The sequence below is a fragment of the Sphingomonas sp. LY54 genome (assembly GCF_035594035.1).
GTDB lineage: Bacteria > Pseudomonadota > Alphaproteobacteria > Sphingomonadales > Sphingomonadaceae > Allosphingosinicella.
The window spans coordinates 1,008,666-1,027,023 of record NZ_CP141588.1 but is presented as its reverse complement, the minus strand read 5'-3'; the positions used below and the strand labels follow the sequence as shown (position 1 = coordinate 1,027,023).

Genomic DNA, 18,358 nt, shown 5'->3' with positions numbered 1-18,358 from the left:
GGTAGTGCGTCGCCTGCGCACTTTGGGCTAGAACGCGCGGGCGAGGTCGAGACGGGAGCTGCCGCAAGTGTTGAACGTGACGCAGGACCAGTTGCGCGACCTTCTCAACAGCATGAACATCGGCTTCATTCTTCTCGACGCCGATTTCCGCATCGTGCGCCTCAACACGGAAGCGCTGCGGGTCGATGGACGGACCGCCGATGCGATCGTCGGGCGGACCGTCTGGGAGGCATGGCCCGGCCGCGAACGCGACAAGGTCGGCCGGCTACTGCACGAGGCGATGGCCCAACGGGTCGCGCGGACGATGAGCCATCATCATGTCGGGCGGCGCGAGTTGTGGCTGGAATTGCGCTTCCACCCGTTCGGCGACGGGATCGGCATTTTCTTTCGAGATGTCACGCAGCGGCAGCTCGCCGAGGCGGCGCTTCAGGAGACCCAGGAACGGTTCGAGCTGGCCGCGCAGGCGACCAACGATATCATCTGGGACTGGGATATCCCGGCGAACGACATCCATTGGAGCCAGACGGCACGTGGTTTTACCGGCACCGACGACACTGCGCATCACCCGATCGACTGGTGGCAGGAGCGACTGCACCCCCATGATCGCGAACGGGTGGCAGCCGGTCTGGCGCGGGCATTGGCGAGCCGCGCGACCTATTGGTCGGACGAATATCGATTGCGGCGCGCCGACGGCGAATATGCGATCATCTACGAGCGCTGCTTCATCATCCGCGACGACAATGGCGCGGCGATCAGGGCGGTGGGCGCGCTCGTCGATCTCACCGAGAAGAGGACCGCCGAGCAGAAGGTGCAGCAGCTCCAGTCCGAACTGATCCACGTCTCCCGGGTGAGCGCGATGGGCACGATGGCCTCGACGCTTGCACATGAGCTCAACCAGCCGCTGACGGCGGTCACCTCCTATCTGGTCGGGTGCCAGCGCCTGCTCGAGTCCGGAGGCGAGGACCGCGAGGGTCTGTTGCTGGAGGGCATGAAGGGCGCACATGCGAGCGCGCTGCGGGCCGGCGACGTAATCCGGCGGCTGCGGGCGATGACCGAGCGGGGCGAGGTCTGCACCCGCGCGGTACCGCTCGGGGAGGCGGTCGAGGAGGCGATGGGCCTGGCCCTGGTCGGGCTCGACGAAAGCGGACTGGATATCCAGCTAGACGTTCCGCCCACGCTGGCGGTGGAGGCCGATCCGATCCAGTTGCAGCAGGTGATGCTGAATCTCGTGCGCAACGCGCTGCAGGCGATGCAGAACGCGCCCTGCCGGAAGCTCGAAATTGCGGCCGCCGAACGACGCGGGTTCGTCGAGATCCTGGTGCGCGACAGCGGCGCCGGCATCGCGCCCGAGATTGCAGAGACGTTGTTCGAGCCGTTCACGTCGGGCCGCGAGGAAGGGATGGGAATTGGCCTCTCGATCAGCCGCACGATCGTCGAGGCCCATGGCGGACGCATCTGGGCGGAGGCCAATCCGGGCGGGGGGACGGTCTTCTTCCTGCGGCTGCCAGCGGCCGCCTGCGCAGCGGAGATCGCCGAGCTCGGCTAGGGCGAGACGCCGCCGGTTTCGCGTAACCGGCGGCGCTGCGGCTTATTGGGGTTTCTTCTCGGACGACCCGCTTTTGTTCGGATCGCTTTTCTTCTCGGTGTCGGTCGGCGTCTTGCGGAGCGGATCGTCGTTGGGGTTCTTGGGTTCCAACATCTCTGGTCTCCCGATGTGGCAGGACGGAAAGCGTCCCGCTGCCGCCATAGTTTCAGGCCGGCAAGGCGACGGTCAAGCGGCGAAAAACGTCCGTTACGGACACGAAAAAGGGCGGCCCGGAAGCTCCGGACCGCCCGATTTCGTGTACAGCCTGAGGCGTATTAGCGCTTCGAGAACTGGAAGCTGCGGCGAGCCTTGGCGCGGCCGTACTTCTTACGCTCGACGACGCGCGGATCGCGGGTCAGGAAGCCGGCGCGCTTCACCGTGGTGCGCAGCGTCGGCTCGTAGCGGGTCAGCGCCTGGCTGATGCCGTGCTTGACCGCGCCGGCCTGGCCGGAGAGGCCGCCGCCCTTGACGGTGGCGACGACGTCATACTGGTCGCGGCGCTCGGTGATGTCGAACACCTGGTTGATCACGAGGCGCAGCGTCGGACGTGCGAAATACACTTCCTGGTCGCGGCCGTTGATCGTGATCTTGCCGGTGCCGGGCTTCAGCCAAACGCGGGCGACGGCGTCCTTGCGGCGGCCGGTCGCATAAGCGCGGCCCTGCTTGTCGAGCTGCTGCTCGCGCAGAACGGCTTCCATCTGCGGACCCTGCGTCGAAACGCCATTGTCCTCGGAGCCGGGGATCGGAGCGGCAGGCGCCGGCGCGGCGGCGGCCGGAGCAGCTTCCTGGCCCTCGGTCAGCGCCGCGAGATCGGAAAGGGACTGACGGGTATCAGACATTAGGCACCCACCTTGTTCTTGCGGTTCATGCCCGCGACGTCGAGGATTTCGGGGTTCTGGCCGCCGTGCGGATGCTCGGTGCCGTTATAGAGGTGCAGGGCGCGCATCTGGTCGCGGCCGAGCGGGCCGCGCGGGATCATGCGCTCGATCGCCTTCTCGAGCACGCGCTCGGGGAAGCGGCCTTCAAGCACCTTGCCGGCGGTGATCGACTTGATGCCGCCCGCATAGCCGGTGTGCTTGTAATAGACCTTGTCCTGCAGCTTCTTGCCGGTGAAGCGCACCTTGTCCGAGTTGATGATGACGACGTGGTCGCCGCAATCAACGTGCGGGGTGTAGCTCGGCTTGTGCTTGCCGCGCAGGAGATTGGCTACGATCGTGGCGAGACGCCCGACCACCAGCCCGTCGGCATCGATCAGATGCCACTTCTTCTCCACCTCGGCCGGCTTGGCCGACTTGGTGGTCTTCATCAGCGCCTTCATGGGGCATGACCTCTTGAAATGAACTGCGCCGCCCGAATCCGAGCGGCGCTGGTGACGGCCAAATGCCAATGAGGCGTCGGAAAGTCAATGTTTCGGCGGGTTTCCCGGAAGGTAAAATATTACCTCTACAGTTTTGCACCACTCGATCCCGCTCCTGCGTCCGCCCAAACGCCTTGACTCCGTGCGCCATATGGTCTTTTGGGGCGCGCAAGAGGGCGGGGCTGCGGCTCCGCCTTGCTGTTTAGGGGTCTTGGCGGTGCCCCGTTTCATCGCCTGGTCCGGGGATCTCCGTAAGACGGCCCCGGGACGAACGAAGGAAAGAAGACATGCGTCATCGCGTCGCCGGCCGCAAGCTGCAGCGTACCTCCAGCCATCGTGCGGCCCTGTTCCGCAACATGGCGGCTGCCCTCATCAAGCATGAGCAGATCACCACCACGACCGCCAAGGCGAAGGAGCTTCGCCCCTATGTCGAGAAGCTGATCACGCTCGCCAAGAAGGGCGGCCTCTCCAACCGCCGCCTCGCCCATGCCCGCCTGCTCGACGAGACCCAGCTCAAGAAGCTGTTCGACGTGCTCGCGACCCGCTACGCGGACCGCAACGGCGGCTATGCCCGTATCATCAAGGCCGGCATCCGCGCTTCGGACGCCGCCCCGATCGCGATCATCGAACTGGTCGACCGCGACGTCACCGCCAAGGGCCAGGATTCGGGCCCGGTGATGGCCGACGAGTTCGAGGCCGAAGCCGCCTGAGCGCGCTTCTCGCCTGAGAGATAGAAAGGGCCTCCTTCGGGAGGCCCTTTTTTTGTGCCTGGCGCGATCCGGCGGGCCGCTTGCGCCGCACGGACGGCTGTGGTTGGTCGGGGGCGACCAAATGCAGGAGCAAGCCGTGGACGATTCCCTTCTCGTCGGACGTTCGGAGGAAGGGCCGCAGTGCCTGCTTCTCAATCGCGCCAATCGCCACGGCCTCATCGCCGGCGCGACCGGCACCGGCAAGACGGTGACGCTGCAGGGATTGGCCGAGGGCTTTGCCAAGGCGGGGACGCCAGTCTTCCTTGCCGACGTCAAAGGCGACCTTGCCGGTGTCGCCATGCCCGGCTCGCCGATGGACAAGGCCCATGCGGCGATGACGCAGCGCGCGCAGGAGGTGGGCGAGAGCGATTACGCCTATGAGGCGCCGTCGGTCGTCTTGTGGGATCTGTTCGGGGAGCAGGGGCATCCGATCCGGACCACCGTCTCCGAGATGGGACCGCTGCTGCTCGCGCGGCTGATGGGGCTCAACGACACCCAGGAGGGCGTGCTCGCCATCGCATTCCGCATCGCCGACGAGCAGGGCCTCCTTCTCCTCGACCTCGACGATCTGCAGGCGATCCTGACCTATGTCGCCGAGCATGCCGCGGAGCTCGCCACGACCTACGGCAATGTCGCGAAGGCCACCGTCGGCACGATCCAGCGCCAATTGCTCCAGCTCGAGGGCCAGGGCGGCAGCCTTTTCTTCGGCGAGCCGGCCCTTGCCATCGCGGACCTGATGCGCATCGACGAGGCTGGGCGCGGCTTCGTCAACGTGCTGGCCGCCGACAAATTGATGGCGAGCCCGAAGCTCTACGCGACCTTCCTGTTGTGGCTCCTTTCGGAGCTGTTCGAGGAGCTCCCCGAGATCGGCGATCCAGAGCGGCCCAAGCTCGTCTTCTTCTTCGACGAGGCGCATCTGCTGTTCGAGGACGCGCCGAAGGCGCTGCTCGACAAGGTCGAGCAGGTCGTGCGGCTGATCCGGTCGAAGGGGGTGGGCGTCTATTTCGTCACCCAGAATCCGATCGATATTCCCGAGGATATTGCCGGCCAGCTCGGCAACCGGGTGCAGCACGCATTGCGCGCCTTCACGCCGAAGGACCAGAAGGCGGTCAAGGCGGCGGCCGAGACGTTCCGGCCCAATCCCGCCTTCGCGGTCGAAAGCGTAATCACGGAATTGCGCACCGGCGAGGCTTTGGTGTCCTTGCTCGGCGCGGACGGCGCGCCAAGCCCCGTCCAGCGGACTTTGATAAAGCCCCCGCGGTCGCGGCTCGGGCCGCTCCGCACCGAGGAGCGGACGGTGATCCGCGCGACATCTCCGGTGGCGGGTCAGTACGAGACGCCGCTCGACCGCGAGAGCGCCGAGGAGATCCTCGCCGCGCGGGCATCCGCCGCAGCCGACGCGGCAGCGGCGCAGAAGGCGCAGAAAGAGGCGGAAACGGCCGCTCAGCGAGCGGAGAAGGAACGGGCGCGGGCGGAACGCCAGGCGGGGCGCGATCGGCCGCTGCACGAGGATATGATGCGCCAAGTCGGCCGCTCGGTGCAGCGCCAGGTCACAAACCGCATCGCCGGCCAGATCGTGCGCGGATTGCTCGGCGGCCTGTTCCGAGGGCGCTGACGCGCCTCCGGTAAACACCCTAGGGTAAATACCGCCCTGTACGCTGCGGGAGCGCGGGCGTAGAGGCATGGAGCATCCGTCGCCGCGCGACGGAGCCGGGCGCCTCACATTGCCTGGCGAGCACGGGAAGGCCGGCGAATGACCAAGATCAAGGGTGAGCGCGAGACATCCGCGCTCCGCGAATTCAAGCGCATGGTGGGCTGGATCGCCCTGTCGGGGGTGGTGCTGGTCGCCGCGGCTCTATGGTATCTCTCGCTCTACGGTCCGCTGCGGCTGCATATGGTGGTCGCCACCATCGCCGGCGTCTTCATCTCGGTCCTGCTCGGCTGCGGCCTGTTTGCCGCCGCTTTCTACAGCGACAAGAGCGGTCACGACGAGGCTGCGACCGGACCTTCCGGCAAGCGCGACGAGTAACCAGTCCAGGCGCGAGGCGGGACCGGCGAAGCCGGCCCGTCCTCAGGTGTGCGGCGCCGCTTCGCCGGCAAGCAACCTGTCTTCCGCCGTTATCGCCTCGCCTTCCATGAAGCCGGTGCGCCGGGTCACCGTCACGGTTGCGGCGACGTCCATGGTGACGTTGCCGAGCGTGCGGAAGATGTCGGGAATCGTTTCCACGGCGATCAGCAGCGCCAGCGCCTCGATCGGAACCCCCATGACCATGCAGATCGGGGCGATCGAGGTGATGAAGCTGACCTGGCCGGGAAGGCTCACGGCACCCAGGGTGGTGGTCGCCCCGGCGGCGATTCCGGCGAAGATCTGGGCGGGCCCGAGCTCCATGCCATACCAATGGGCAATGTAGAGGGCGACGCCGAAGTTCATCGCGGGCCCCGTCCAGCGGAAGACCGCGACCGCCAGCGGCAGGACGACGCCGGACGCCGCGACGGGGACCCCCAGGCTCTCGGCGCCGCGCAGCATCGGGGGCAGCGATGCGAGTGAGGACTGGGTGCTGATCGCCACCGCCTGGCTCGGGCCGATCGCACGCAGGAACCGGCGGAAGGACACTCGTCCGCCGATCACGCCGAACGGTACGGCCAGCGCCCAGAGGACGATGCCGACCGATGAGATGATCACGACATAATGAAGCAGCGCGCCGAAGGCGGCAGTGCCGGCGCGGGCGCCGACGACATAGGCCAGGGCGAGAACGCCGATCGGGGCCAGCCAGAGCATCCAGCCGATCATCACCAGCATCACGTCCGATACCGCGCGGAAGAAGCGGGTGAGCTGCTCGCGCGGCTCGGCCGGAAGGCGAGTCAGCGCGAAGGCGAAGACCGCGGTGAAGATGATCAGCGGGAGGATCGCGTCGTTGGCCGCGGCGGCGATCGGGTTGCTCGGGATGATCGAGCGCAGGAAATCGCCGAAGCCCGGCACTGCCCCGACTGGCTCGGACGTGGCGAGTGCGGACCGGAGCGCCGCAGCCGCGTCCACCGGCATCGGGAATATCTCGAGGAAGAATGGGATCGCCACGGCGGCGAAGCCCGAGGAAATCCACAAAAGGACTAGGAAGAGGATGATGGCGCGCGTGGCGAGACGGCTGGCGCGGGCCGCCTCCATGCTGGCGGCGATGCCCGTGATCAGCAGCGACACGACCAGCGGAATGATCGTCATCTGCAGGGCGTTCAGCCACAGGCCGCCGATCGGCTCGGCCACCGTAATCGCTGTGCCAACCCAGGCCCCGCCGGTACGGGCGCTGAGCAGTCCGAGCGCGAGCCCGGTGACGAGCGCCAGCAGGATACGGGTTGGTTGTGACATACGCGCCCCTTCAACAAATGACCGTGGCATTTCCCAAAAGACGCGAACTCCGACCGGCGCCCTGCCGTTCAAAAGCATCGCTCTTCGACACGAATGCCGCTATCACACTCTCTTGAGAGCGGTACGGGATACCGCAAGTGAAATTTAACGGGCTGGGACCAGATGACTCGCAAATTTTTCGGCACGGATGGGATCCGGGGCCGCACCAACCAGATGCCGATGACCGCCGCGATGGCGCAGCGGGTCGGCCAGGCGGCCGGCGCGCATTTCGTCCGCGGCGACCATCGCCACCGCGTGGTCGTGGGCAAGGATACCCGCCTTTCCGGCTACATGATGGAATCGGCGCTGATCGCGGGCTTTACCAGCGTGGGCATGGATGTCGTCATGGTCGGGCCGGTGCCGACGCCGGCCGTGGCCCTGCTCGCCCATTCGATGCGTGCGGACCTCGGCGTGATGGTCTCGGCGAGCCACAATCCGTACGAAGATAACGGCATCAAATTGTTCGGCCCGGACGGATATAAATTGTCCGACGAGGACGAGCGCGCGATCGAACGGCTGCTCGACCATGAGCCGCAGCTGGCGCCTTCTCCGCTGATCGGGCGGGCGCGCAAGATCGAGGATGCGCGCGGCCGCTATATCCACGCCGCCAAGGCGACCTTCCCGAACGAGCTGCGGCTCGACGGCCTCAAGGTCGTGGTCGATTGCGCCAATGGCGCGGCCTATCAGGTTGCGCCCGCCGCCCTGTGGGAGCTCGGCGCCGAAGTGATTGCGATCGGAGTTTCTCCCAACGGTCTCAACATCAACGAGGGCTGCGGGTCCACCGCGCCGGCCCTGCTTCAGAAGACGGTCGTCGAGGCCGGCGCCAATATCGGCATCGCGCTCGACGGCGATGCCGACCGGCTGATCGTGGTCGACGAGAAGGGCCAGGTCGTCGACGGCGACCAGTTGATGGCGCTGATCGCGTCGGCCTGGCATCAGCGCGGCAAATTGCGCGGCGGCGGGCTGGTCGCGACGGTGATGTCGAACCTCGGTCTCGAGCGCTTTCTGGCGGGCCAAGGGCTGACCCTCGAACGGACCCAGGTCGGCGACCGCTACGTTCTCGAGACGATGCGCGCGAAGGGCTTCAATGTCGGGGGCGAGCAATCTGGCCACATCATCCTCACCGATTATTCGACCACGGGCGACGGCCTGGTGGCGGCGCTGCAGGTGCTGGCCTGCCTGGTCGAGAGCGGCCAGCCGGCGAGCACATTGCTGCGCCAGTTCGAGCCGTTGCCGCAGTTGCTAAAAAACGTGCGCTTCGAAAGGGGCGCGCCGCTCGAGGCGGAGGCGGTCAAGTCGGCGATTGCCTCGGCGGAATTGCGTCTTCAGGGAACCGGCCGCCTCGTGATCCGGAAATCCGGCACCGAGCCGCTGATCCGCGTGATGGCGGAGGGCGAGGACCATGCGCTGGTTGAGGAAGTGGTCGACAGCATCTGCGAGGCGGTGAAGGCCGCCTGATGCTGGAGCTCCGTCCCGATTGCGAACGGTGCGGTCGCGATCTCGCGCCCGACAGCGCCGACGCCCGCATCTGCACGTTCGAATGCACTTTTTGCGCGCAGTGCGTCGATGGTCCCCTGGCCGGCATCTGCCCCAATTGCGGCGGCAATTTCGAGCCGCGGCCGATCCGGCCGGCCGGTCTGCTCGTCCGCTTCCCGGCCTCGACAGAGCGAAAGAGCCCCAAGTGAAAGCCGCGCGCGTCCTCATTATTGCCGGGTCCGACAGCGGCGGCGGCGCCGGGATCCAGGCCGACATCAAGACGGTCACCATGCTCGGCGGCTTCGCGATGACGGCAGTGACCGCGATCACCGCGCAGAACACGTTGGGCGTGGACGGTGTGCTGCCGATACCGACCGACGTCGTGCTGCAGCAGATCGACATGGTCATCGACGACCTCGGGGTCGACGCCGTGAAGATCGGCATGATCGGCTCGCCGGAGACCGCGACCGCGGTGGCGGAGCGGCTGGCGCGGCTCAGCGGCGTGCCGATCGTGTTCGATCCGGTGATGATCGCCACGAGCGGCGCCGCGCTGGCCAATTCGGCGACAGTCGCCGCATTCGAGCGGCTGATGGCAGCGGCGACGTTGATCACGCCCAACGTGCCCGAACTCGAGGCGCTGAGCGGACGCACGATCGCCACGGGCGCCGAAGCGGAGAGCGCGGCGCTTGTCCTTTCGAACAAGGTGGAGGCGGCCGTGCTGGCCAAGGGCGGCCATCTGCCGGGACCGATCCTGACCGACGTGCTCGTCGACCGGGAGGAGGTGCGGCGCTGGAGCAGTGACCGGATCGAGACCCGCAACACGCATGGCACCGGCTGCACGCTTGCCAGTGCGATCGCCGCCGGCCTCGGGCAGGGATTGTCGGCCGTCGAGGCAGTCGAGCGGGGGCGGAATTACACTCGCGCCACGATCCTAGCGGCGCCCGGCTTTGGCGCGGGCCACGGCCCGATGGGCCATGCGCTCGGTGTCTCGCCATTCGAACTTATCCACAGCTTAGTGGATTGAATTTTCAGCTTTGACTGGCGCGATCCCGCCGTCCTTTTTACCCTGCGCCGATGCCGCCGCCCTGCTTCAAGATTGAAAAACCGTTCGCCGAGCCGGTCGTGGGCGTCGACGAGGCCGGGCGCGGGCCGCTGGCCGGGCCGGTCGTTGCGGCGGCGGTGGTGCTCGACCGCAAGCGCTGTCCACGCGGCATCGACGATTCGAAGAAGCTCTGCTTCGAGGTGCGCGAGAGCCTCTACGGCAAGCTGCAGCAAGTCGCCCGCGTCGCCGTCGGCATCGCGACGGTCGAGGAAATCGATCGCTACAACATCTTCTGGGCGACCATGCTCGCCATGACCCGCGCCGTCGAAGCCGTCGGCATCGAGCCCGGCACCGTGCTGGTCGACGGCAATCGCTGCCCCGACTGGCGCTATCCGTCCAAGGCGATCGTCGGCGGCGATGCCAAGAGCCGCTCGATCGCCGCTGCCTCGATCGTCGCCAAGGTCACGCGCGACCGGATGATGGCCGAATATGCCGAGACACATCCCCATTATGGCTGGGCGACCAACAAGGGCTATGGCACGCCCGAGCATGTCGCGGCGCTCGACCTGCACGGCCTCACTCCGCTGCACCGGCGCAGCTTCGCCCCGGTGAAGCAGCATATGCTCGACTTGTGAGTCTTTCCCGCCACACCACTTCATATTGAGTCTCAAGAATCGGGGCGGACGCCAGATGTGGGGGAGACTCGTTTCGTTCTCTTCACCTGCGGTAGATTCTTAACGACTCGGCTCAACGCACTGTCCTTGACCGCCGAGTCGCGCTGACTCACTCTGGACCTCTTTGTGGTTAAACCGGGGGCTGTCTGAATGAGCGTGATGGGACGTGTGGGTACGGCTGTGCGCCGCGCAAAGGCCGGGCCGCATCCCGATCTTCCGCTCAACCGCATCATCGAGAGCGACTGCATCGCCGCGATGGCCGCGCTGCCGGACAACAGCGTCGACATGGTCTTCGCCGACCCGCCCTACAATCTCCAACTCGGCGGCGACCTGTTCCGGCCCGAGGGCGGCCGCGTCGACGCGGTCGACGACGATTGGGACAAATTCGACACGTTTGAGGCCTATGACGCCTTCACCCGCGCCTGGCTGCGCGAGGCCCGCCGCATCCTGAAGCCCGACGGGACTTTGTGGGTGATCGGCTCCTACCACAATATCTTCCGCTGCGGCGCCGCACTGCAGGATCTGGGCTACTGGATCTTGAACGACATCGTCTGGCGCAAATCGAACCCGATGCCGAACTTCCGCGGCACGCGCTTCACCAATGCGCATGAGACTTTGATCTGGGCCTCGAAGAGCGAGGACAGCCGCTACACGTTCAATTATCGTGCGATGAAAGCGCTCAACGATGAAGTGCAGATGCGCTCGGACTGGGTCCTGCCGATCTGCTCGGGCGGCGAGCGCGTCAAGACCGACGGCGTGAAGGCGCATCCGACCCAGAAGCCGGAGAGCCTGCTTTACCGCGTGCTGCTGGCCTGCACCAACAAAGGCGACGTCGTGCTCGATCCCTTCTTCGGGACGGGGACGACCGGCGCCGTCGCCCGCCGGCTCGGGCGCCACTGGATCGGCATCGAGCGCGAGCAGAAATATGTGAAGGTTGCCAAGGAGCGCATCGCTTCGACGCTCGAGCTCGACGAGAGCGCGATGCGGACGATGGCGTCCAAGAAGAACCAGCCGCGCGTGCCGTTCGGCGCCTTGATCGAGACCGGCATGATCGAGCCGGGCGCGGTGCTGACCGATTCCAAGCGGCGCTGGCAGGCGAAGGTCGGTGCCGACGCATCGGTCGAGCTGGCCGGCAAGCAGGGCTCGATCCACCAAATCGGCGCCGCGGCGCAGGACGCGCCTTCGTGCAACGGCTGGACCTTCTGGTACGTGACGCAGGGGGATTCGCTGGTCTGTCTCGACGAGCTCAGGCAGAAATATATCGCCACGCTGGATTGAGGCAGGGCGGACGCCCGGTCGTCCGGTCCGGCTGCGGAGAATAGGACATGGCTGAGCGCATCTATCTGCGGCCTACCGCCTTCGTGGACGCGCCGTTCGGTTATGATGGCCGGGTGGCGCGGCTGGCCGGCGGCCTTGCATGGTTCTCGGCGGTGGAAATCGACGTGATCGAGGGCAAGCGCCGGGTTTCGACCGAATTGGTGCCGGTGGAGACGATGGGGGATGTGGTCGAGCGTCTCGGCGAGCCGGTGCGCACGGCCTGGATCAACCTCACGACCGCGCGCCCGCCGCTGACGCTCGGCCCGCGCGTGATCCGTCTCGACCAGCCCCAGGTGATGGGCATCCTCAACGTCACGCCCGACAGCTTCTCCGACGGCGGCCGCAACGAGGGCACGGCGGCCGAGACGGCGCACGCCATGGCGACCCAGGGCGCCGCGATCATCGATATCGGGGGCGAATCGACGCGTCCGGGCGCGGAGCCGGTCTGGGAAGGCGACGAGATCGAACGGGTGCTGCCGGTGGTGCGCCAGCTCGCCGTATCGGGCACGGCGCTCTCGATCGACACGCGCAAGGCGGCGGTGATGGAAGCGGCGCTGGCGGTGGGGCCGGCGGTGTTCAACGACGTTTCCGGCCTGCTCTACGATCCGCGCTCGATGGACGTGGCGGCGCGATCGGGGTGTCCAGTCGTGTTGATGCACTACCAGGGCGCGCCCGAGACGATGCAGGTCGCCCCGCATTACGACGGGCCGGTGCTGTTCGAAGTCTATGATTGGCTCGAGGCACGGGTTGCGGCGGCGGTGGCCGCGGGCATCGACCGGGCGAACATCATCGTCGATCCGGGTATCGGCTTCGGCAAGAGCGTCGCGCACAATCTGCAGCTGATGAACGGGCTGGCGCTGTTCCACGGCCTCGGCTGCCCATTGCTGCTCGGTGCGAGCCGCAAGCGCATGATCGGCGCGCTTTCGAACGAAGCGCCGGCCGATCAACGACTCGGCGGATCGCTCACGCTCGCGGTGAAAGCGGCGGAGCAGGGGGCCCAGATCTTGCGCGTCCACGACGTGGCCGAGACCGTGCAGGCGCTGCGGGTTTGGCGCGGCCTTCGCGACGCGGCGCTGACGCCCGCCTGAGCCGCGACAACAAAAATGGGCCTCGTAAGGGCCCTTTTTCATTCGACAAAATGAAAAACCCCGACCGAAGCCGGGGTTCTCATTTTCAGCCCTTGACTGCGCCGCCGGTGCCGCCGCCGCCCCAGAGCCAATCCCAGAAGCCGCGGGTCGGGCGAGTATTTTTGTGGTTCGTCATAAAGACCCCCCTTCAAAGCACGCGCCACGACCGTCGCGGCGCCTGAGGGCCTCGTTATGAACTCCAATAAAATGGTTATCAAGACATTAACTATTGTCAGGCGGCTTTGGATCTCCGTTCACCCAGCACCTGTCTCGTTAAGGCACGGAAAGTCATAGGTCTGCCAATATGATAGCCTTGCGCCACGTCGCAGCCCATTTGTGCAAGCGTTTCAAGGGTCTGACGGTCCTCGACACCTTCCGCGACGACGGTTTGTTCGAGCGAATGGGCGAGCTGTATGGTCGAATGAACCATGAGCTTGTCGCTTCTGCTGTTTTCGATGGCCTGGACGAAGGTTTGATCGACCTTGATCTCGGTCGCCGGGATCTTCTTCAAATAATCGAGGGTCGAAAGCCCGGTCCCATAGTCATCGATCGAGATGCAGACGCCGATTTCGCGCAGCTTCCAGAGCATATCGAGGCTTCCGACGCCGCCGCTAAGAGCGGCAGTTTCGGTTACCTCCAGCGTGAGCGACGAGGCCGGCAGGTGGTGCTTTTTCAGAAGTGACCCAATTGTCGCGGCGAGATTGCTGTCGTCGATCAGGCGGGCGGAGAGATTAACCGCCACATTGAATGCAATGCCACGGCGGTGGATGGCGGCCGCAGCAGCGATGGCGCCTTCGAGCACGAATATGGTCAGGCCCTCGATGCGGTCATGCTGCTCGGCCGCGGCCACGAATTCGGCCGGGCTGATCGGGCCCTTTTCCGGATGTGTCCAGCGCACGAGCGCTTCGGCCCCGCAGATCGCCCGCGTGCGCAGGTCCAGCTTGGGCTGATAGGCTATCCACACGTCGCCGGCGGCGATCGCAGCGTCTAGCTGGCTGAGCAGGGACAGCCGCCAGGCCGCGTCCTTAAGCTTGGCAGGGTCGTAGCGTTTCCACTTGAGCGCCTCGTGGCTCGCCTCATCGGCAGCCACGAGGGCGCTGCCGAGGCGGTTCGAAAGCGAGCGGGCCCCGCCGGCGTCGAACCCGAACGTGATGCTGAGGTCGAGCGGATTGCGGCCTACTACGATCGGGCTTCTGAAGAGCGAATGCAGGGCATCGAGATGATCGCCGAGATAGTTGGTCTCGCCCTCCTCGGCGAACCAGGCGAAAATACCCTCGTCGCCTTGATAGAGCCCACGTCCGGGCGCCCCTACCGTCAGTCGACCTATGATCTGCTCGACCAGTGCCTTTTCATCATCGACCGGAAGGGCGGAGGCAATTTCGGCATAGTTCAGTATGCGCGCCGCCACCAATGGGCGGCCGTGATCGATCTTCTCCTGTCGCAGGGCATTGAGGTTGGGCAGGCCGGAGACCGCATTGACCGTCCCTCGCAGCCGATAGGACCGCCGGAATTCCGACCATGCCAGCGATGCGGCAATCGCCAGCAACACGACCACCGCCGGCGCGGTGTCGATATATATCAAGCTGGCGTCGAGCTGAAACGGCGCGACCAGCACGCACGTCAATATGCCGGCCATCGCCCCGATCGCATTGCGGAGCCTCGACAGCAGCAGGGACAGGCCCGCGCCTAGAACCGTAACGAGAAACGGGAGAAACCATCCGACGTCTACCGGACGCCCCGATTTCAACGTCTCGGCACCGAGGATGTGAATGTAGGACGACGACATCCAGCCATGGCCAGGCGCGAGCTGGAAGCCCCCGAGTTGGGCCGAGGTCGGAGCGACGACGACAGTCTTGCCAGAGAATGCGCCCGCGCGGGATCGGCCGCGTATCACATCGACAGCGCTAATATTGGGCACGGATCGAGGATCGAAGGAATAATCGACGCGGAATTCCTCGCCCTGCCGGCCCTCTGCGCCGCTCAGCGCAGCCGCGAAGGATGGATAGGTGACCTTGTCGGCCTGACCAACGCTCGGCAATCGCCAGACAGCGCCCTGGAAGTCGTACTCCAAAGAGAGCGAGGCCATGCTGACGTGCGAGCGGAAGATGGGGTGCGGGAGTACGGTGGTCTGATTTCCGGACGCCGGATCGCGCAGTTGCTGGAACGGCAAGGTAACCTTGCGGCCTGCACGCGCCAGTGCGCCTGCCAGCATGGCATCGTTTCGTGGATCCGCACGCGACGAGAAATCGATCGTGAAGAAAATGCGGTCGGCACCCTGGGCGATGAGACGATCAGTCAGAAGCGCGTGATATCCCCGAGGCCAAGGCCATTTCTCAAGCTCTTTCAGGCTGCGATCGTCAATTCCGACGAGGACGATGTCGCCGCTGGTGGGATGGCTGCGAACCGTGTTGCGCAAGTTGCGCAGCGCGTTTTCGAGCGGCTGACCGAGCTCGACGGCTCCGAAAAGGAGGCAGGCCAGGGTCGCCCACAGCAGGATGCGGAGGCGTGGGTCGCCCCCTTTTCCGGCCCTTTTCAGGAAACCGGTCCACAATTCGCCCAACCCGCCCATTAAGCCGTCATGGCAGACAAAGGTTAGCAAATTGGAAGCTATCGTCTCCCAGCATTTCGGGCTTGCACGGTCACGTCCGTAAAGGATTGATCAACCGATGGGCGGCCCGGCGGCGTGGGCGCAGCGGCCGGAAATCGCTCCATTCGTGCAACCAACAAACGGCCCCGAAGGTTTGCCTTATCGAACAAGAACATGAGCGGGGGGCGAGGAGAGCCCACCATGTTCAGGTCGTTGATTGCAGTCCTGGCCCTCGCAGCGCCGGCCGCGGTCGCCACGGCACAAACCGAGGCGCCAAGTCCCTGGGCATTGGAGGTGACGCCTGACGGTTGTCTCGTTCACGCGGCCGCGCCGAGCGGGACCGTCGTGTCGGTCTGGGGCAGCGCGGACAATGACAGCATCCGCTTCCTGATCCAGAACCGCCAATGGAACGCATTCGAGGATGGCGGACGATACGACATCCAGGTCAGTTTCGACGAGCGCAGCGCGTGGCCGATGCAGGCGGTCGCCAGGCGCAATCTCGACGCCGACGGCCCCGGCCTCACATTTGCGGTCAGCCCATCCGGTCCCGCCGGGGGAACCGGCTTCCTCGAACAGTTCGCCGGCGCGCGCGGGATGCATATCGCGCGCGATGGCCAGCGGATCGACAGCCTGAAGCTGGCGGGCAGCGATACGGCCATGACCGCGCTGGCGCAGTGCCTCAGCACCATCTGGTCCGCGACCGCGGCGGCGCCGGAGGAATCCAGTGAGGAGCCCGTCGTGGAAGAGGCGGCTGGGGCGACGCCGATCTAAAGGGAGTAGCCGCCGTCGCTGACGAGGCAGCTGCCTGTGGTGAAGGCGGACGCGTCAGACAGCAGGAAGGCGATCTGCTCGGCCATTTCTTCGGGCTTGGCGAAGCGGGCGAGGGGCGTTGCGGCTGCGCTTATCGCCTCGAACGCGGCTTCCTCGCTGCCGGTGCTGTTCACAAGATCCGTGAAGAAAGGCACGTTGGTCCAGATCGGGGTTTCGACGCCGCCCGGGGCGATCGCGTTGACCCGGATGCGGCTGGGCGCCCCCTCCTTGGCTGCCACCCGCGCGAGCTGGATCACGCCGGCCTTGGAGGCGGCATAAGCGGCAATGCCCGCCTCGGCCTTGATGCCCGCCACCGAGGCGGTGAGGACGATCGCGCCGCCATTGCCGTGCATCGCCCGCATGGCGGCCTGCAAAGTGAGGAAGGCGCCGTCGAGATTGACCGACATGACCCGGCGCCAGTCGGCCAACGTAGTTTCGAGGATCGGCTTGCCCTCGCCGATGCCGGCATTGACCACGGCGTGGGTCAGGCCGGTCAGGTCGGCGTTGGCCCACATCTGCTCGTCGGTGACGTCGCCCACCATCAATTGGCGCTCGCACGGCAAGGTGAACGCGAAATCGGCGAGCCTGTTCTCGTCGCGGTCGCACAGGATCAGTTTCCGCGCGCCCGAAGAGGCCAGCAGCGTCGCCGTTGCGGCGCCGATGCCCGAGGCGGCGCCGGTGATGAGAATTTTTCCGTTAGTAAAGCCCTGCATCGAGCAAGCTTAGCAGGAGATCGCGCTTCGTCTAGGCGGCGTCGGCGCCGATGCCGAGCTCGCCGAGCTTGCGGTACAGGGTGGAGCGGCCGATGCCGAGCCGGCGGGCAACCTCGGTCATGCGGCCGCGATAATGGCCGATGGCGAGACGAATGACGTCGGCCTCGATCTCCTCGAGCGAGCGCAGGTGGCCGCTCGATTCGTACAGAGTGATGCCGGGACCGTGCGACAAAGCGGCACTGTTGGAAGCGCCGCTCAGCGCCTTGGCATGATAATCGTCGGCGCGTTTGCTGAACGTCGATTCCTGGGCGATGTGCGGAAAGTCGGCAGCGGTGAGCGCGTTCCCGTCGCAAAGGACGGCGGCGCGAAACAAGGCGTTCTGAAGCTGCCGGACGTTGCCGGGCCAGCCATAAGCCATCAGCACTTCGAGCGCGTCGTCGGTGATGCTGAGGTAGCGCATGCCCGGCTGCTCCGCGATCCGGGCCAGTAGGTGGCGAGCGAGCGGCGGGATGTCGCTCTGGCGCGCGCGCAGCGGTGGGATATCCACATGGACGACGTTGAGGCGGTAATAGAGATCCTCGCGGAAATTCCCTTTGGCAACTTCGTCGAGCAGGCGGCGGTTGGTCGCGGCGATGATGCGCACGTCGACGATCTGGATGCTGCGCCCGCCGATGCGCTGGATCTCGCCCGTCTCGATGGCGCGCAGCAGCTTCACTTGGGTGTCGAGCGGCAGTTCGCCGATCTCGTCGAGGAAGAGGGTGGTGCCGTCGGCATCCTCGAACCGGCCGATATGGCGGTCGAACGCGCCCGTGAAGGCGCCCTTTTCGTGGCCGAACAGGACCGATTCGACGAGGTTGCCGGGGATCGCGCCGCAATTGACGGTCACCATCGGTTTCTTGCCACGCGGGCTGGAGCTGTGGATCGCCTGGGCGAGCACTTCCTTGCCCGATCCGCTCTCGCCTTCGATCAGGACCGAGACGCGGGCGCGGGCCGCCTTGGCGGCGATCGCGAGCGCGGCACGGAATTCCGGCGCCGATCCGACAATCTCGTCAAATGCGAGCGTCTTGGTGATCTTCTCCGACAAGGGGCGAAGCTCGCCGTTGCGCTGGCGTCGGTCAGTGGCCGCGTTCAGCGCTGCAAGCAGGCGGTCGGGCGCGATCGGCTTGACGAGGAAATCATTGGCGCCTGCGCGCATCGCATCCACGGCCGCTGCCACAGAGGTTTGCGCGGTGAGGATCAATAAAGGGAGGTCCGGGCGAAGCGCGCGAATCTGCCGGATCAGGTCGGCCCCTGCCTCGCCCGGGAGCCAGTGATCGAGCATGATCGCGTCGACGTCGCGCCCTTCCTCGCCGGCGAGCAGCTTTTGGGCCGCATCGACATCGGGCGCGCCCATCACCCACCAGCCGGCCCGCGCGCCGATGGCACTTACCAGACGCCGCTGCGCGGGTTCGTCGTCGATCAGCAACAGGCAACGTGTCGCATCCGGCCGCATGCGGGCTCCTCTCGGTTGAACGCATGCTC

17 protein-coding genes are annotated in these 18,358 nt (G+C 66.0%); 11 read left to right on the top strand and 6 right to left on the bottom strand.

Features of this window, described 5'->3' with window-relative positions; genetic code table 11:
- Positions 1–67 precede the first annotated feature (67 nt).
- A complete protein-coding gene (locus SH591_RS05245; protein ID WP_324750822.1) occupies positions 68–1,546 on the top strand; it encodes an ATP-binding protein in 1,479 nt (492 codons plus the stop codon).
- A gap of 314 nt (positions 1,547–1,860) precedes the next feature.
- On the opposite strand, the gene rpsI is transcribed toward SH591_RS05245, so the two are convergent.
- Positions 1,861–2,424, bottom strand: a complete 564-nt coding sequence (rpsI, locus tag SH591_RS05240) for a 30S ribosomal protein S9 (RefSeq protein WP_322831878.1) — start codon at positions 2,422–2,424, stop codon at positions 1,861–1,863.
- Positions 2,424–2,903: a 50S ribosomal protein L13 gene (rplM, locus tag SH591_RS05235; protein WP_322831877.1), complete on the bottom strand. Its 480-nt coding sequence runs from the start codon at positions 2,901–2,903 to the stop codon at positions 2,424–2,426. The genes rpsI and rplM overlap by 1 nt, the downstream gene beginning before the upstream one ends.
- 326 nt (positions 2,904–3,229) lie before the next feature.
- Here rplM and rplQ point away from each other — a divergent pair, with 326 nt between their 5' ends.
- From rplQ to SH591_RS05220, 3 genes are all read left to right on the top strand, one after another.
- Entirely contained in the window at positions 3,230–3,652 is a 423-nt protein-coding gene (gene rplQ / locus SH591_RS05230) for a 50S ribosomal protein L17 (RefSeq protein WP_322831876.1), read from the top strand.
- Between the two features lie 136 nt (positions 3,653–3,788).
- Positions 3,789–5,306: a helicase HerA-like domain-containing protein gene (locus SH591_RS05225; protein WP_416385210.1), complete on the top strand. Its 1,518-nt coding sequence runs from the start codon at positions 3,789–3,791 to the stop codon at positions 5,304–5,306.
- Positions 5,307–5,444: 138 nt separating this feature from the next.
- On the top strand, positions 5,445–5,720 hold the full coding sequence (locus SH591_RS05220) for a hypothetical protein (RefSeq protein WP_322831874.1): 276 nt from the start codon (positions 5,445–5,447) through the stop codon (positions 5,718–5,720).
- Between the two features lie 42 nt (positions 5,721–5,762).
- Here the strand turns inward: SH591_RS05220 and SH591_RS05215 are convergent, their stop codons facing one another.
- Positions 5,763–7,052, bottom strand: coding sequence for a dicarboxylate/amino acid:cation symporter (locus SH591_RS05215; RefSeq protein ID WP_322831873.1), 1,290 nt, complete (start codon positions 7,050–7,052; stop codon positions 5,763–5,765).
- A gap of 162 nt (positions 7,053–7,214) precedes the next feature.
- Here SH591_RS05215 and glmM point away from each other — a divergent pair, with 162 nt between their 5' ends.
- The 6 genes from glmM (at position 7,215) to folP (ending at position 12,688) form a co-directional block, all read left to right on the top strand.
- Positions 7,215–8,549: a phosphoglucosamine mutase gene (glmM, locus tag SH591_RS05210; RefSeq protein ID WP_324750820.1), complete on the top strand. Its 1,335-nt coding sequence runs from the start codon at positions 7,215–7,217 to the stop codon at positions 8,547–8,549.
- Positions 8,549–8,776: a DUF1272 domain-containing protein gene (locus tag SH591_RS05205; RefSeq protein ID WP_324750819.1), complete on the top strand. Its 228-nt coding sequence runs from the start codon at positions 8,549–8,551 to the stop codon at positions 8,774–8,776. Before glmM ends, SH591_RS05205 begins: the two co-directional genes overlap by 1 nt.
- Entirely contained in the window at positions 8,773–9,591 is an 819-nt protein-coding gene (gene thiD / locus SH591_RS05200; protein ID WP_324750818.1) for a bifunctional hydroxymethylpyrimidine kinase/phosphomethylpyrimidine kinase, read from the top strand. Before SH591_RS05205 ends, thiD begins: the two co-directional genes overlap by 4 nt.
- 50 nt (positions 9,592–9,641) lie before the next feature.
- Entirely contained in the window at positions 9,642–10,244 is a 603-nt protein-coding gene (locus tag SH591_RS05195; protein WP_324750817.1) for a ribonuclease HII, read from the top strand.
- Positions 10,245–10,433: 189 nt separating this feature from the next.
- A complete protein-coding gene (locus SH591_RS05190) occupies positions 10,434–11,561 on the top strand; it encodes a site-specific DNA-methyltransferase (protein WP_324750816.1) in 1,128 nt (375 codons plus the stop codon).
- Positions 11,562–11,608: 47 nt separating this feature from the next.
- Positions 11,609–12,688 carry a dihydropteroate synthase gene (gene folP, locus SH591_RS05185; RefSeq protein ID WP_324750815.1) on the top strand — a complete coding sequence of 360 codons (1,080 nt, stop codon included), beginning with the start codon at positions 11,609–11,611 and terminating at the stop codon, positions 12,686–12,688.
- A 271-nt stretch (positions 12,689–12,959) separates the two neighbouring features.
- On the opposite strand, the gene SH591_RS05180 is transcribed toward folP, so the two are convergent.
- Positions 12,960–15,296 carry an EAL domain-containing protein gene (locus SH591_RS05180; protein WP_324750814.1) on the bottom strand — a complete coding sequence of 779 codons (2,337 nt, stop codon included), beginning with the start codon at positions 15,294–15,296 and terminating at the stop codon, positions 12,960–12,962.
- Between the two features lie 219 nt (positions 15,297–15,515).
- On the opposite strand from SH591_RS05180, the gene SH591_RS05175 reads away from it, so the two are divergent.
- Positions 15,516–16,085, top strand: a complete 570-nt coding sequence (locus SH591_RS05175; protein WP_324750813.1) for a hypothetical protein — start codon at positions 15,516–15,518, stop codon at positions 16,083–16,085.
- Here SH591_RS05175 and SH591_RS05170 read toward each other — a convergent pair.
- Together SH591_RS05170 and SH591_RS05165 are read right to left on the bottom strand one after the other, a co-directional pair.
- Positions 16,082–16,837 (bottom strand): SDR family NAD(P)-dependent oxidoreductase, encoded by a 756-nt coding sequence (locus SH591_RS05170; protein WP_324750812.1) that lies wholly within the window; start codon positions 16,835–16,837, stop codon positions 16,082–16,084. The two genes, SH591_RS05175 and SH591_RS05170, sit on opposite strands and share 4 nt — an antisense overlap.
- 31 nt (positions 16,838–16,868) lie before the next feature.
- Positions 16,869–18,329, bottom strand: coding sequence for a sigma-54-dependent transcriptional regulator (locus SH591_RS05165; RefSeq protein ID WP_322831863.1), 1,461 nt, complete (start codon positions 18,327–18,329; stop codon positions 16,869–16,871).
- Positions 18,330–18,358: the final 29 nt, after the last annotated feature.